At 55.1% G+C, this 15,081-nt stretch carries 13 protein-coding genes and 1 tRNA gene; 8 read left to right on the top strand and 6 right to left on the bottom strand.

Translation table 11 applies throughout. The annotated features are described in order from the left end of the window. Positions 1–71 precede the first annotated feature (71 nt). Positions 72–1,559: a fused MFS/spermidine synthase gene (locus tag OEZ49_RS22475; protein WP_263390383.1), complete on the bottom strand. Its 1,488-nt coding sequence runs from the start codon at positions 1,557–1,559 to the stop codon at positions 72–74. A gap of 96 nt (positions 1,560–1,655) precedes the next feature. Between OEZ49_RS22475 and OEZ49_RS22470 the strand changes: the two genes are divergently transcribed. Beyond that, positions 1,656–1,732: transfer RNA gene (locus OEZ49_RS22470), tRNA-Arg, on the top strand. An 80-nt stretch (positions 1,733–1,812) separates the two neighbouring features. Here OEZ49_RS22470 and OEZ49_RS22465 read toward each other — a convergent pair. Both OEZ49_RS22465 and OEZ49_RS22460 read right to left on the bottom strand, forming a co-directional pair. Continuing rightward, on the bottom strand, positions 1,813–1,989 hold the full coding sequence (locus OEZ49_RS22465; protein WP_263390382.1) for a hypothetical protein: 177 nt from the start codon (positions 1,987–1,989) through the stop codon (positions 1,813–1,815). Next, positions 1,982–2,281 carry a hypothetical protein gene (locus tag OEZ49_RS22460; RefSeq protein WP_263390381.1) on the bottom strand — a complete coding sequence of 100 codons (300 nt, stop codon included), beginning with the start codon at positions 2,279–2,281 and terminating at the stop codon, positions 1,982–1,984. The genes OEZ49_RS22465 and OEZ49_RS22460 overlap by 8 nt, the downstream gene beginning before the upstream one ends. Positions 2,282–2,380: 99 nt before the next feature. Here OEZ49_RS22460 and OEZ49_RS22455 point away from each other — a divergent pair, with 99 nt between their 5' ends. The 5 genes from OEZ49_RS22455 to maoP all read left to right on the top strand — a co-directional run bounded on the left by OEZ49_RS22455 (position 2,381) and on the right by maoP (position 8,532). Then, on the top strand, positions 2,381–2,530 hold the full coding sequence (locus OEZ49_RS22455) for a ribbon-helix-helix domain-containing protein (protein ID WP_263390380.1): 150 nt from the start codon (positions 2,381–2,383) through the stop codon (positions 2,528–2,530). Between the two features lie 225 nt (positions 2,531–2,755). Next, positions 2,756–3,397: a hypothetical protein gene (locus OEZ49_RS22450; protein WP_263390379.1), complete on the top strand. Its 642-nt coding sequence runs from the start codon at positions 2,756–2,758 to the stop codon at positions 3,395–3,397. A 441-nt stretch (positions 3,398–3,838) separates the two neighbouring features. Further along, a protein-coding gene (locus OEZ49_RS22445; RefSeq protein WP_263390378.1) for an IS5 family transposase occupies positions 3,839–4,626 on the top strand; the annotation gives its coding sequence in 2 pieces (ribosomal slippage) (positions 3,839–4,175 and positions 4,175–4,626; 789 coding nt in all). A 498-nt stretch (positions 4,627–5,124) separates the two neighbouring features. Beyond that, positions 5,125–7,485, top strand: coding sequence for a calcium-binding protein (locus tag OEZ49_RS22440; protein WP_263390377.1), 2,361 nt, complete (start codon positions 5,125–5,127; stop codon positions 7,483–7,485). Between the two features lie 552 nt (positions 7,486–8,037). Then, the gene (maoP, locus tag OEZ49_RS23140) at positions 8,038–8,532 is read left to right on the top strand and encodes a DUF413 domain-containing protein (RefSeq protein WP_397545702.1); all 495 of its coding nucleotides are present in this window, start codon (positions 8,038–8,040) and stop codon (positions 8,530–8,532) included. On the opposite strand, the gene OEZ49_RS22435 is transcribed toward maoP, so the two are convergent. From OEZ49_RS22435 to OEZ49_RS22420, 3 genes are all read right to left on the bottom strand, one after another. Continuing rightward, the gene (locus tag OEZ49_RS22435; RefSeq protein ID WP_263390376.1) at positions 8,490–9,785 is read right to left on the bottom strand and encodes a radical SAM protein; all 1,296 of its coding nucleotides are present in this window, start codon (positions 9,783–9,785) and stop codon (positions 8,490–8,492) included. The genes maoP and OEZ49_RS22435 overlap by 43 nt on opposite strands. 94 nt (positions 9,786–9,879) lie before the next feature. Then, positions 9,880–11,886, bottom strand: a complete 2,007-nt coding sequence (locus tag OEZ49_RS23015; protein WP_317853196.1) for a calcium-binding protein — start codon at positions 11,884–11,886, stop codon at positions 9,880–9,882. 214 nt (positions 11,887–12,100) lie between these two features. Then, positions 12,101–13,456, bottom strand: a complete 1,356-nt coding sequence (locus OEZ49_RS22420) for an IS1380 family transposase (protein WP_263390375.1) — start codon at positions 13,454–13,456, stop codon at positions 12,101–12,103. An 87-nt stretch (positions 13,457–13,543) separates the two neighbouring features. Here OEZ49_RS22420 and OEZ49_RS22415 point away from each other — a divergent pair, with 87 nt between their 5' ends. Both OEZ49_RS22415 and OEZ49_RS22410 read left to right on the top strand, forming a co-directional pair. Further along, entirely contained in the window at positions 13,544–14,197 is a 654-nt protein-coding gene (locus tag OEZ49_RS22415; RefSeq protein WP_263390374.1) for a DUF1214 domain-containing protein, read from the top strand. 18 nt (positions 14,198–14,215) lie between these two features. Continuing rightward, on the top strand, positions 14,216–14,737 hold the full coding sequence (locus tag OEZ49_RS22410; RefSeq protein ID WP_263390373.1) for a hypothetical protein: 522 nt from the start codon (positions 14,216–14,218) through the stop codon (positions 14,735–14,737). Positions 14,738–15,081 lie beyond the last annotated feature (344 nt).

Here is a 15,081-nt window from a genome sequence, read left to right as displayed (position 1 = left end):
AGACCTCAGCTTTACGGCAATCATCAATGCCTGCGCCGCTCTCCTGAACTCAAAGTGAATCTCAACAGACCCTAGTCCGGGCGTCCGATCAGGCGGTCGATCGGGGCGAAATCATCGGTGAGCAATGTACCCATCGTCGCAAGTTGGGTGACCCAACTTGGGTCCAGCGCACCGAACTCTGTTCTGTCCGGGGCGCGGGTGACGAATCGGGAATGCCCGGTCGGGTGTGATCCCGCCGCGATCACAAAGACCGCGCGTTCTCCCGGTGGCGGGGGAGTGGTGCTGGTCCAGACTTCGACTTCGGGAAATACGGTGCCCAATGTGCGCACCAGCGCAGCGAGTGCATGCAGCCGGTCCTGATAGTCGATGACGTTCATCAGATAGGTGCCTTGGGGGGCGAGCCGGTCTCGAACCAGTTCAAAGAACTCTCGGGTAACAAGGTGCGCGGGAACGGCCACATCGGTAAAGGCGTCGCCCAGGATCACGTCATAGCGCCGGTCGGGCCGTGTCAGCAGGGCGCGGCGGGCGTCCTTGTGCAGGATTTCGGCGCTGGCAGGGTCGAACCAGAACTGCTCGGCGGCAATGCGTGTCACCTCTGGGTCGATCTCGGCTACCGTGCGGGGGCCGGTGCCGCGCAGGGCAAAGGCGCGCGGGATGGAATACGAACCGCCGCCGATGAAAAACGAGGTGAAATCAGGGCGAGACGTGCGGATGCGAGCGAGCGCGTCCAGCATGGCGGCATGATCGGTATACATCACCAGAGGCGTATCACGGGCGCTGATCCCGTGCCCCAGGTGATCGATCACCATCAGCCGTTCCGGAGCGTCAGGTGATCCCAGTTCGATGACGCGGATGCAGTAATAGCGGCTCTCGCGGGTGCAGGGATCAGGGGCGGAAAGCGCCGCGGCGGCCAGTCCCGCAACGACCAGAACGGCAATCACAGGGGCCAAGAGCCTGTCGCCGGCAAGGCGGAAGCAGATCAGGCCCGAGATCGCGTAGATCCCCGTTACCGTCAGTAGTGTCAGCGTCGACCCGAGCCAGGAGATAAACAGAAACCCGGCAAGCAGCGTGCCGGCGATCGCACCGAGGGCACCGGCCGCAAACATCGCACCAAGTGCCCGGCCGGCGCCTTCGCGGCGTGTTACGGCCAATGACGCCAGAACCGGGGCCGGGACCCCCGCAAAGGTCGAGGGCAGGAAGAAGACGGCAAGCGTCAGCACGGCGATTCCCCAGACCGGGTGCGGCACGGCCGCCAGCACCGGGCCGGACATGGCGCGCAGCAAAAGGGCGGAGGTCGCCGTTGTGAGCGCTGCGGCAACCATCGTCCACCCGGTCAGGTTCAGCGCGCGCCGGGGCGGATACTCCGCCAGGCGACCGCCGATCCAGTGGCCCAGAGAGAACCCGGCCAGTACAACCGCGATGACCGAGGTCCAGGTGTAAAGCGACATGCCGACGTAAGGCGCAAGCATTCGGCCAGCCACGATCTCGACCACCAGAGAGGCGGCGGAGACGGCCACTTGCAGCAGGATCAACAGGAAAAGCGACGGGGTTCGGTCCATGACGCCATTTGGAAAATCGACAGGCAGAATAGCAAGAAAAATCCGCAGATAACCGATTGCAGTGCCCGTCCCGATACCGTATAGCCCGGTTCACCGGCACCCGTAGCTCAGCTGGATAGAGTGCTGCCCTCCGAAGGCAGAGGTCACAGGTTCGAATCCTGTCGGGTGCGCCATAAAATCACCTAAACTGTTGATTTAAAACAAAATAAAAAAGCGGATGTGCATTCGTTTATACACCTAGGCACGTGAGCAATCACCCCATCGCCCAAGCAACCGCCAGCCAACCGGCCAACGCACCGCCGACGATCTGTGAAAGAAGAATCACCACCCGTATCGGTGCGGACGGTTTGACGATCACAACAACGGCCCGTTGCGGGACTGAGTCGGCTTCGACCGGCTGACGGGTGCCGATGTCGATCACCTCACCCACGACGAACGTCCAACCGACCGGAACCGGGTTCATAAGCAACGACCACGGTCTCGGCATCCGCCAACGGTCCAAGCATGGCCGCAGAGTTGATGTCGATAATCGGGCGTCCGGGCTTGCCAGCAATGCGACGCTTGCCTTCCGGGTCAGCGGCGATGGTCAGACCGCTGTCGGTCTTGGTCAATGTCCAACGCGTGCCGTGCAACAGACCGGCGGCGGTCAGATGCGCGCCTTCGATCCAGAGACGGGGCTTTCCACGGTTGCTGCCGATCTTGCGAGTGAATGAAGCGGTCATTTTGTGTTCCTTTGCTGTGTGAATAGTGTGTAGATACACGTACATACACTTGCAAGGGGTCAGGTGTAGATTTATGTATCTACAAAAGGAGACGCACACTTGCCGAAAAAACCAATCAACATCCGCTTGGACGAAGACCTGTTGGCAGGGATCGAACAGCTACAGAAAAACCTGGATTATCCCGTTGACCGCACGGCGATCATCGAACGGGCGATCCGGGAACTGTTGCAGCGCGAGGGTGTGCTATAACAGGCTCACACACGCGGATCAGGAGGATGTAGCAGTGTGCGGTAAGCAACCAGTCGGTCAAAGGTTCGCCGATTTCCTACACGTCACCGGCGTTCTGATCGGCTGGGGCGCGAAGGACATTGAAGGCCGGAAAGCCGCCTATGCTGAATTGCAGCGCCCCCGTGTGGGTCGAAAGGCGCGGATCACCGGGACCGTTGAGAAAATGTTGCCGCCTGAGGTAATCGAATGAAGCACATGCACTCGCTGCCTGTTCTGCTCTTCGGAATCGTCATAGGGTCCTCCAGCATGGCGATGGAAGCGGCTGTTACGGTTCCAAGGTGCCCCTCTCCCGTCTCTTTTGAGCTGAACGACTATTGGTCAGATGCCAACCAAGCACCTGACATTATTCAGACTCTTTCAGCAAACAAGGCCAGAAAAGCCGAATACACAGCAGCGTGGATAGTCGAGCAAGAAGGAGCTGGTCCTGCGTGGGTGGCAATTGGAACGCTTGGCTCTCTCAAGCCAGCCCAAGGCAAAATCACTTTCAAACAGTTCGAGGAAATTCGATCTACTTTCCTCGCCCAAGTTGAAAATTTGTCGCCAGAAATCCGGGAAGCCGTGCGAAAGCGCTCCGATGCTTTAGCTCACGGGGCATTGGTCCCGTTCGATCAGCCCGAATATATGCTGTTTGGGTCACTTAACGGAGAAGCCGATTTTGCCATTCTCGGTGTTGTTAGCTCTCGTCAGGGCGCGTTTGTGTCCGCTTCAAAACACTTCTTCTGGAACGGTTGCATGGCGGTAGCGCAGTTTTCCGTGCCGCTCGGAGGTCTAACGCTAGAAGGCGTCGAGGCGGCGGTCAGTAATGTTTCATTGTCAAAGGGCAATTGATCAGATGCGTACGCGTTCCGACTGGGGGCGATCCCGGGCCAAGAAATCGGCGGTGAAAGTTAGTCTGCTCTTTTCTTGGGTCGTGTGTGTATCCGTGTTGGGAACGACTTCATTCGCCCAAGAGCTGCGCGAGATCGTACGGGATCAAGAATATATTGACGTTCGGAATGCTCTCGAACGGCAACTATGGTCCAAGCCAGATTTGTCAAAGGCCCTAGTTGCCGCAGCAGGACTTAACCGGCCAGCCGTCGCGCGCCTCTTGCTCGAAGCCGGGGCCGATCCGAATTTCAAAATCTTGGGCGGCAGTGCCATAGTGACTGCCGTGCGAGAGAATAGCGCCGCTACGTTGGATGTAATTCTTGAAAATGGCGGGGACACTAGGTCGTGTTGACAAAAGGGATTCACAGCGCCCGCTGATCGTGATTCAAGCCGGTATCTGCGATGGAGGCCAGCTTGGCAAGAAACCTAATGTCGGACGAGGAGTGGGCGTTTTTTGAACGGTTCATCCTTGCAGTCCGTGCCCCGAACGGACGCAAACCGATCAACCACCGCCTTGTTCTTGATGGCGTTTTCTGGATTGCACGTACTGGTGCCCCATGGCGAGACTTGCCTGACGAGTTTGGGAAGTGGTCGAGTGTCTACCGACAGTTCCGACGCTGGACCCTCACGGGACACTGGGAAAAGATTTTGGAAACCTTGACCGAGAGCAGGATCGTTCCTGATGCCCTTCAAATGGTCGACAGCACCGTGGTTCGTGCCCACCATCAGGCAGCGGGCGCAAAAGGGGGACTCCGCGACAGGGTTTTGGCCGCTCAAAAGGCGGCTTCACGACCAAGATCCACCTCAGGGTAAATGCCGCCGGGCTGCCTATGAGAACTGACATCACACCCGGTCAGACATCGGACTATCTTGGATTTGATCGGGTCATGGACGACAACCTGCCAGAGCCAGTCGTGCTGCTAGCTGACAAAGGTTGCGACGCCGACCGTATTCGCGCCGAACTGCAAAACCGAAGCATTCGACCGGTGATCCCAATGCGAAAGTCCCGAAAGAGGCGCGTTGGTTTGGATTGGCATCTCTACCGGCTGAGAAACCTGGTCGAGAGATGCTTCAACAAACTGAAGAATGCTCGGCGTGTGGCAACCCGCTATGATAAGACAGCCGAAAGCTTCCTTGGCTTCGTGGATATCACTTCAATCCGCCTCTGGATCCGCCATTTGTCAACATGACCTAAGTCCGTCAACTAAAATACGAGTAGCGTAGCCGAAAAATGCACTCGGTCAACATAGACGCATCTACCACATCAGCAACGCCACCAGCCCGACGCCAGCAAGCCCCCACTGATCGACGCGGGTCTGGACGCCCGACTATCGCGCGAACTGGTGGGACTGACGTGCTATAACGGCATCACACACGGCGAGGACCATCGTATGCCCAATGATCGTTCAGCCAACCGTCTAGGCCGGGCATCCGCCGGTAGGCTCGAAAATATGGTTGAAGCACCCGCGCGACGGTCGCGGCTAGTTCATCGGTTTTCGGGACGTAAACCGATACGTTTCCTGACAGTTCCGCAACTGGATCGAATTTTTCTGGATGATTTTGAGTTAGTTACAGGAGGCTCTGTAAGGCATACACCCTATTCTTTTGGTTGAAGATGGTGTTTGCCGAACCAAACACTGGGAGATATCGGTATCATTGTAGGCGTATGAAAATTTGGACTTCACCCGATGATAGAAATAGGCAGGCACCTCAACTGGGTTTTATATTCCGACTTCGGAGTTTCAATCGATGAGGGAACAGTAGATTCTGGGTTTCAAGGGGTTGGACCAAGCATTACTTTTACTGTTGAGCAAACAAGTATTGAAAGGTTTTATGCTTACATCCGGATCGAAAAAGTCACCTCTGGAGATTCCGGCTCTTATTCTGATTTTTGGCAACTTCCGTATAGATATGTTGTTCCAGGAGGCGAACCCGCAACGAACTATGATGTATCTTCTGGCCTAAGTTGGCGAAGCGACAATTCACAAGACTCTGCCACCTTTTTTGTTAATTCAGACATGATATGGGAAGGCACGGAGCGATTTAGGGTAACAGTATATGAAAGTAATCCGGGCATTCACGGAACTGGGAATGCTCTAGTTTTTGCAGACTTTTATATTGATGATGATGATCTTCAATTTGAAATACCGGAAACACCTTCATTTCTTTACTGGGCCTTTGGGGATGAAATCCAAGTTACTGGACCATTAGATTACCGCTACGAAACTTCTCAGGCTTCTGTTGCCTCTTTAACAAATGGAGGTTTTGTTGTTACTTGGGCGCGTTTGGACATGAGCGATTTTCAATGGGAAGTTTTAGGCCAACGCTATGACAACTCTTGGAGCGCTGTTGACTCTCAATTTCAAATTATCCGTTTTTCCAGTGAGGCCGGGCCAAACCAATCTCTAATCGGTTTGTCCGAAGGCGGTTTCGTCGTGGTGTGGCAGTCTTCGTTGCAGGATGGCGATGGCATGGGCGTATTCGGCCAACGCTACGACGCGTCCGGGAACAAAATCGGAGTGGAGTTCCAAGTCAACAACTACACAGATGGCGATCAAACTAACCCTGCAGTAAATGAACTATCCGAAGGCGGTTTCGTCGTGGTGTGGCAGTCTTCGTTGCAGGATGGCGATGGCATGGGCGTATTCGGCCAACGCTACGACGCGTCCGGGAACAAAGCCGGAGCAGAGTTTCAGGTCAATAATTACGCAGTTGATGATCAGGAAGATCCTGCAATAATTGGATTAGTGGGGGGTGGTTTTGTTGCTATATGGGAGTCTAAAGACAACGTCACATACAACTCGGAAATAAAGGCGCGGATATTTGATTCAGAGGGCACTCCTATCGGAGATGAATTTCAAGTCAACAGCCCGACAGATTATGAGGACAAGTATCCTTCAGTTGCATCGTTGTCAGATGGTGGATTTATTGCAACATGGTCGGATATGAGCGACCTATTGAATTGGGATGTATTAGGTCAACGCTATGATGAAGTGGGTAACCCGATAGGAACTGAATTTCGTGTAAATAGTCACATTGAGAGTGATCAATTTAATTCCAATGTAACTGGTTTGTCTGATGGCGGATTCTTAGTAACTTGGATTTCGAATGGTCAGGATGGGGATGGTGGTGGGGTTTTCGGCCAGCGCTTTGACGCGGATGGGAACGCCAGCGGGCTAGAATTCAGAATAAATAAACATACTGCCTTTAACCAAATTCAGCCATCTTTGGCTGAGTTATCTAATCAAGACTTAGTCGTAGTATGGTCGTCTCAAGAAATTGATCAAATTGCCGGACAGCGGTTAGTTTTGTCGCTTACAGGGACATCAGCAGACGATGTACTAAATGGTGGGCCGGATGAAGATGTCATTCTAGGCTTTGAAGCCAGTGACAGGCTGGTTGGCGACGCTGGAAACGACAGCCTCGACGGCGGTCTGGGGGCCGATACGCTCAACGGTGGTGATGGCCACGACATCATCATCGGCGGCCCGTCGGACGATGACCTACGCGACGTAATATACGCCGGTGAAGGTAACGACAGCATAGATGCCGGGGCGGGTAACGACCTCGTCTATGGCCAGGGCGGCAATGACACCATAGCGGGGGGCTTTGGGGTCGATGAATTGCAGGGTCAGGATGGCGATGACGTTATCACTGGATCGGCGTTTTCCGACCTCGTCTTCGGCGGTGCGGGAAACGACTTCGTTAACGGGGGCTTTGGGCACGACCGCATCAACGGTGGCAGCGGGGCAGACAAATTTTTCCATGTGGGCGTCGAAGGCCACGGTTCGGATTGGGTGCAGGATTACAACGCCGCCGAGGGCGACGTTCTGCTGTTCGGAAATTCATCTGCCAACCGTGGACAGTTTCAGGTCAATTTCGCTCATACCGAAAACGCTGAGGGTGAACGCTCGGGCGACGATACGGTGATGGAGGCTTTCGTAATATTCCGACCCACTGGCCAGATCATGTGGGCATTGGTGGATGGTGAGGCGCAGTCGTCGATCAACCTGCAAATCGGGTCGGACGTGGTCGATTTGTTGGCGTGAGCTGCTTTTCGAATACGGCTTCGTTCCCTGTAGCGCGACATCCGACTACCAATCCCGCAACGGGCTGCGCTGTCCGCGTCGGCGGGCGCGCGAGGGCAATTATAGCAAACTATTCTGAAACATTCCAGTTGCTGCAATCTCTGGGTCATTTTGTGCTTTGGATGACAAAATCGTGACCCCTGCGCGGTGGGCGGTCCCCGGCGAATGTTTCGACCCTCCGCCCCCCTGGAGGGTGCCGACCGACCCGTTGTCGGGCCGCATCGTGCCGTCGGTAGGACGTGGCGGTGCATGTGGCCGAGTTGGCTTAACGTGGGACGATTTCCACATCCATACCGCCCGCCCGCGCCCGAAAGCTTCGTTCCAATGGACCAGAAGCCCGCGATGCACTAACAATCAAACCGGACCACCCTATAGGGGCACGCCAGAGGCCTGGGCTAGCCTGAATTCGGAAACATCGCGTTCCTTCAAAAGGCCTGAGAGTGGTAAGATCGAAGTGAAGGCATTCAATCACTTGGGTGACGAAGTCATGAAAGTTTTCGAGGTTTAGGAGAGATGGCACGGCAAAGCAAACCTAGCCGCTATGGTCGGTTTACTTTGAAGGATGCTCGCTTGCTTGAAAGTTGCATAGGCTCGCTTCAAGCGCTCGAAGAGGGCCGACGCGAGCCCACGACTGCCATGCAAGTCCAATTTGTTTCAGTTTGTCTTGGAAAAGCGCCTCCTCGCACAGCGCATGAACTGGCTTACATGAGATGGAGGCACTCCAAACCTCACATTCCAGACGTATTGGCCAAAGCTGAAGCGGCGGAACGGAAACTGGCAAAAGTGAGAGAATCGGCTTCAAAGCAAATACCAGAGTCTTTGTCGCAAAGGGCTTCTACTTCGCCACAAAAATCGCCCGCAAAGTCACAGGAAATTAATTCTGGAAAAGAAAGCTCGCTAGATATGGAAGCCTTGAGGGCCTTTTGTTCAGCGTCAGCGCACGGCAGGCGGAAACGCCCTTTCCGTTACATGACTGCGTTATCAGAATTGGGCTGGCTCGCGAGCTGAGTAGCCAGGCGCACGACCTCTTCCGATTTCCATCTAATAATCAGGTTCTTGGCTTCAAGCAGAGAGATCGCGAGCTTGCTTAGCAGGCTGTGTAAGCCCCCCTTGATCCTAAGGCGTGTTTGCTCATCGAACTGCGGATCCGCGCTCAAGTCTAAGATTTCGTAAACCAGGGCTTGATATTCCTCAGGGAGTTCATCGGTCGGCGAAAGACACGCAAAACGCCTACGGATCATGTTTGATGAAAACATGAGATTTGCGGATGCGCCATTCTGATCAAGCTGGAACAAGGCAAAACGTGCTTTGTCGATACTGTGCAAAACATCATGGAAGTTTGCCAGATAGCTCGACATGCGGATGACCACGCTACTGTCGAATGCTGGGATGTCTTCGAGGCTGAACACTTTTGAAGCTCTCAGTCCAAGCTGAGAGTTGACAAAAAGCAATTCGTTAACGCCGGCCTCCGAGGCAAGCTCTTGCGCTCTCAACAAATGCTCCCTGCTGTCGTTACAGTCAAAAAGGATGTATTTCCAAACGGTTTTTATATCCCGTCCCTCTGCGACCGCACCATGGCAGAAGGCCTTCATGAAAGAATAAGCTTTTTCGAAACTACCCCTTGCGCGGTTCTTTTCGAAGCTTTCCTGATCGACACCGTCGATGGCAAAGATCATCTCGCTTATGCCCGAACGCACCTGGGAAGATTCGAATACACCATGGGCATTTGTACACATCGAAACGTTGGCGTCCGGAAAATGGCTCCGGGCAAGGCTGACCATTTGCCAGACATTTCGGTTGATCAATGGTTCACCATGGCCCTGAAAGTCGATTGTCCGAACAGTAACCCCGTCGCGTTTGAAGTCAGACAGGTACTTCTCGAAAATGCCCATTTCGAGGTTCCATGGTGGGCCATGTCGTTTCTTTCTTTCGGCCAGCGTCATGCAGCCGGGACATTCAAGGGTGCACGCGATTGATGGCTCCACCTGAAAGATCAGGATTTCCTTATTCGCTGCCCAGCCGGGATTGAAGCAAGCCCCGCTGGCAAACACCATGCAATCCTGGCAAACATCCGGAAACGGCATGTTACCCTTGTGCAACTTTCTTCGGATCTCGCCGAAAACTGATCCAAAGACCACCTGCTGGGACGCATCAACTGTGGGATCGAACGAATGCAGCGTTCGGCGGCTTCCCGCATCATCCCAGCAGGCAAGTGAGCCGTCGGCGCGTAGAAATACGCTGTGGTTGGAGTGGCAATCCATGCTTCATGTCTCCGTCAAGGATGAGTGAAACTCTATGGGGTTTTCAGTCTGAAATGATTGGAGGCAGGTGGGAAGGTAGAGATATCGTCCACCATCAGGTTAACAAGTCGAAGGTCTCAGCCCCGATCTTCAGGTTGATCGCGGTTTCCCCTTCTCCATCGACCAGCGCCCACATGATCTGTCCGGTTGGACGGTAGACGACGAAAACCTCTTGAATGTTGTCGTCTCCTGACCGCTCACCTTCGGAATTTTCGGTATGGGCGAAGGTGACCCGGAAGTCTTCAGGGGCGGCAGAAGTATTACCGAAAAGTAGAACATCTCCATCGGTGGCGTCATAGTCTTGAATCCAGTCGGATCCGTGCCCGGCGACGCCAAAATGGAAGAACGTATCGGCGCCAGCCCCACCATTGATCCGATCTGACCCAAAGCCTCCGTTCACGAAATCGTTGCCGTCATTTCCGAACAGGATGTCTGAAAAAGCGGAACCGGCCAAAACATCGTTACCCGAATTTCCAATGATGGTGTCCACGCCAAACCCACCTTCGATTGTGTCGTCACCTCCGCCGCCAACAAGGCTGTCGTTGCCATAGCCGCCGTTGATACTGTCTGAACCGCTGCCCCCGAACACTACGTCCCGTAGATCCGAGTCAGTTTCCCCGGCCTGGATCACATCGGCGCCAGGTCCGCCTTCTATCGTATCGCTGCCGTCCCCTGACAGAAAATCATCGTCACCATTGGTCCCAACGAGGCGGTCATTGGCGCCACCCGCTAGGAACAAACTTGATGGTCCTGCTAACAGAAAATCATTTTTGTTCAACGGGGTACCCGCCTGGGGTGTGTGTTGGATGTCCACAGTCGTTCCATCCAAAAAGATCAATCGGGAAAGATCCGCTGTCGGTTTTTCGATTGCCGCTAGCGCTTCGTCGCCAGAGGTGAAACCCGACTCGCGCAAAATGATGCTGTCTTGGGTGCTGAAATCTTTGATCGTGATATGCCCGCCGCCGCTTAGGATATCGAACACGTCAGCACCCGAACCTCCATTCAGCGTGTCATTACCGAAGCCCGCCCGGAGGGTGTCATCGCCATCGTTTCCTGTGAGTGAGTCGTTGTCCAAGCCACCGTCGAGAATGTCATTTCCCGTTCCCCCCGACACCGTGTCATCGCCTGTGCCCCCCAGCAGGATGTCGTTACCAGCACCACCAAAGACGACGTCATTGCCACCCTGCGCATCGATTAAATCTCGAAGGTTTTGGCCCAAAATGGCCTCCCCTTCGGATGTGGAAAGCTGGAAACGGTTGCCCTGAGGCTGGAAGCCGTCGATGACGTAACCAATATCGGATAGCATTGCGAGGTCGATTTCGCCCGGCATCAGGCGTACACCGCGAGGAATTATCGGGTCCATCAGGACCTGATTGTTGTTGAAGCCTTCGATGACATGACCAAGTACTGGTCCCAAAGGTATAGGCATACCGTTATTGACCGATAGTGCGTTCGGCCCGTCGAAACTGGCCCCAGCCCCAATGTCGAAAAATATGGGGCTGATCCCAAAGCCTAAGATATGCGCGATTTGATGTACGACGTGCGTAAGCATATCGTGCGCTCCCGGCGTGACCGGCGTGGTATGGTCGAGATGCCAAGTCACATTTGGGTTAAGCGCCAGCCACCCCGCCCATGGCTCGAAATCCGTTGCAGGTCCTTGCCCTCGAAAACTTTCTGCAATCCGGCTCTGAAACACGTCTCCGCTGGCATCCAGACCCGTCGGATAAGCAAGCGCAGGACGACTACCCATGTCACGCGATCCGACGAATACCAGGACATCGTCAATGGCCTCTGTCAGAGTGACCGTTGTGTTTTCTCCCGTTGTAGGGTTCACAATCGTGAACTCTGTCCCTGCAGGAATGTTTGCGAATTCATCTTGAACCAGGTCTTCCCAAACACGTGCCGCAGATTCTAGAAGAGCGCGCATTTTGGGATCATCAAAAAAACCCTCCGTGTCAAAGCGGTAGTCGAAATTAATCGCAAACACTATTGCATTTCCTTCGAGAAAAAAGGCCAGGTCCCTTTTTTGTAACATATAGTTTCTGGGCGCTCCAACCGACATTCTCCAAGTGGCCTGCCGTCTGATGTCAAGATTGCCTGAGACTGCCCGCTGGACAAGCGTTTTTCGCCCCGAGCGGCGTCGGCGGTCGCGCAGACGGCTGGAACTGGGTGGATTGGGCCGCGAAGCCGCAATTTCCTTGCCCGGCGGTAGCGTACTTCGGCGCGGTGGACAGACCTGTCCTGCCGCTTTCGTTCAGTTTTGGCCTGCATTGCGGTCACGCGCATGACGGAGGCGCCCGAAGTCGGTGGATGGCGGCGAGGATAGCGCGCACCATCGGGCCGGTGACGGCGACCTCGGCCAGCTGGAAGGTGATGGCGCGGGCGTGGCGGACGACGCGGGCTCCGATCTTGATCAGCTTCAGTTGCAGGCTGGTCAACGACCAGTCGGCCATGGCCTCGGGCAGCTCGATGCAGCGCAAGAAGGTGGCCAGGTTGTAGGCCAGCGCGTGCAAATGCAGCCGCACCTCGTTGTCGCGGAACCGACGGCATGACAGCCGGGTCCAGTGGAAGGCGTATTTGCCCTCCTTGATGTGCTGCTCGGCGGTGCCGCGCTGGTTATAGAACCGCGCCACCCAATCCGGCTCCATCGGCAGGTTGGTGACGATGAAGCCGACTTTGGGGAACAGCTCGCCCGGGTGCCATTCGATCTTGGCGATGACGCGGCGCGGCTTTTCCCAGGACGCCGCCTGATACTCGAAGTCCTCGTGGAAGCGTTTGACCTTGGTCAGCGACGGACGCCCCACGGGGCGCGTAAGCCGATGCGCGATCTTCTCGCGCAGGACGTTGTTGGCGGGCAATCGGATGGCGTAGAAATAGCCCGCTTCTTCCAGCCGCGCATAGAGCGCGGGGATCGCATAGGCAGCATCCGCCCGAAAGAAGCGGCCCCCAAGGTCGCGGCCAGCATAGCGGGCGATCACCGGATCAAGGACGTCCCGCCAGCCATCGGCGCTGTGGACATTGCCGTTGCGCAGGGCACAGCGTTCCAACATGCCAAACTGATTGAAGAGGAAGTTCGGGTGATAGCAGCTGCACTCAAAATGCCCGTTCCAGGCGGCGCCTTCTTGATCACCGTGGGTGGGGCTCACGGAACTGTCCATGTCCAGCACGATGAACTTCAGCCCGTTGCGGTCATGGAACCGGTCAATCCATTGGCCATTCAGATCGGCCAGCGCCGCCCGGTTCTCAGCCACGGCAAGCGTCTCGGTCTCGAACCGCCCCATCTGGGAAGCCGAGGCCGCCTGCGCACCGACAGCCCGGCCACCCACGACCTGACGCATGACCGGATCGAGGGCCAGCCGGTCAGCATCGTTGACATCTTCGTATCCGGCCAGCCGCCCATAGACCGATTGCCGGAACAGCCCGTCGAGCTGGTGTACGGTGTTCTTGCCTCGGCGGGTGTCGCGCAGCGCCGCCGACGCCAGACCGGACAGCCCCAGCGCGTCATCGAGCTCTCGCATCACCAGAAGGCCGCCGTCCGAACTGATCTGCGCCCCCCGGAACTCCAACCGCACGCGAGCGTCGAAATCCACCCGATCACCCTGGTCTGAACCCGCACCCAATGGGTGATCCATGAAATGCGCCCCGATATGCCGTCAACACCATGATTTATATGGGAAATAGAAAGGTCAGGACAGCGAAATCAGCAACCTACTTGGGGAATGCGGGCTAAAGACGATTTTGATACGGATTACGTGCTTGTTGCTTTCCGAACTCTTGTAGATTCCAGTAACCCCGAGGATATCAGGAAAGCCAACGCGCTTCAGGATCAATTCAAGATCGAGGCAGCATCGTCTGCCACCTACACGCATCCCAATTATGATGAAACAAGCTACAAGGCATTGCGTGAACTGTTGTTGGGGGTCTCGAAATACCTACCGGACTCTAGCGGAGCCTTCGGTAACAAGGAAAATACGAAACAAGTTCCGCATCTTCTTGGGGCCGCTTTCGGTTGGGGTGGGCTTCCTTCGGAAGATGCCTTCTACCTTAATGTGAACCCAAAACTACCAGTAGGCAGCTACCATATTGACGTACCCAATGATGTACCGGTCAAGGCTTTCTGGTCCGTCAGCGTCTATAATAACGACGGATATTTTCAGCAGAATGACAAAGGCGTCTACAACATAAACAGCCAATCGGGAACAGCCAACGCCGACGGTTCGATGACGGTCAATCTGGGCGGTTGTGATGATGTCTCTCGCGTGAATTGCATACCGCTGACCGACGGTTGGAATTACGTGGTGCGCATGTATCGGCCAGATGAGTCAATAATAGACGGAACCTGGACGTTCCCCGCCGTGCAAAAGTCAGAATAGAACAAAGCAGAAATGCACATGGCGACCGTATCGGCGACCATAAAAGTAATCGGACACGAGCTTCGCGAGATGCTTCCGCCCGTAGTTTTCTTCGGTGCTGGGTTCAACGCTCTGGTGCAAACACTACAGGTCATGTCAGAAGACAGCGGCACTCAGCCAACAAGTCATCTGACTGCCAGTCTTGGAGCGTTTTTGGTAGCAAAAACCATCCTTATCGCTGACCTTCTGCCATTCCTGAACCGGTTCAGACATCACGCTCGAATCTTTGAAGTGATTTGGAAGGGCGGCATTTATTACATTTCAACGGCGCTGCTGCATGTTCTTGAACGTCTTTTCAGCGCCACCCGTGCGGAAGGCACGTTCGCCTCGGGTCTTGAAAAGACCTTACAAGCATTTGACTGGTCCCATTTCGCGATTGTGCAGATGTGGCTGGCGATCTTGTTGTTTTCCTACACCGCTCTGATGATAATGGTTCGTGACCTTGGTCATGAAAGTCTTTTCGAGGCCATTTTCTCGGAGGACCCGCGCAGAAGAAATTGAGTTTTATTTAAATTGGCCGTGATGTGCCTATCCTGTAGCTACTGTGTTCCAATTGTCGTCCACACTCTGGCGACCGAACAACGGACGAGCGACATAGTTGATAAATCAAGCATATGGCGCCAAAGGCAGTTTTGTCCGCGGAGCGGGCACTGGCTCCTCCACGCCCTTGTCGGCTCACGACGCCAACGTGGACATCTGACCAGATGGCTCGGGTGATTACGTCGAGCTCAATTCGGTAGCGGTAGAGATGGAACCCCAAGTTTCTGCCGGCATCGGCGCCGCGTTCACTTCAATCGTGTTGAGATCAGGGTCCAACAGATAGAGTTGCGGAAAGCCGGCGAGAC

The sequence above is a fragment of the Ruegeria marisflavi genome (assembly GCF_025673445.1).
GTDB classification, from domain to species: domain Bacteria; phylum Pseudomonadota; class Alphaproteobacteria; order Rhodobacterales; family Rhodobacteraceae; genus Ruegeria_B; species Ruegeria_B marisflavi.
The sequence above is the reverse complement of the archived record's forward strand: the minus strand, read 5'-3'. Positions and strand labels throughout refer to the sequence as shown.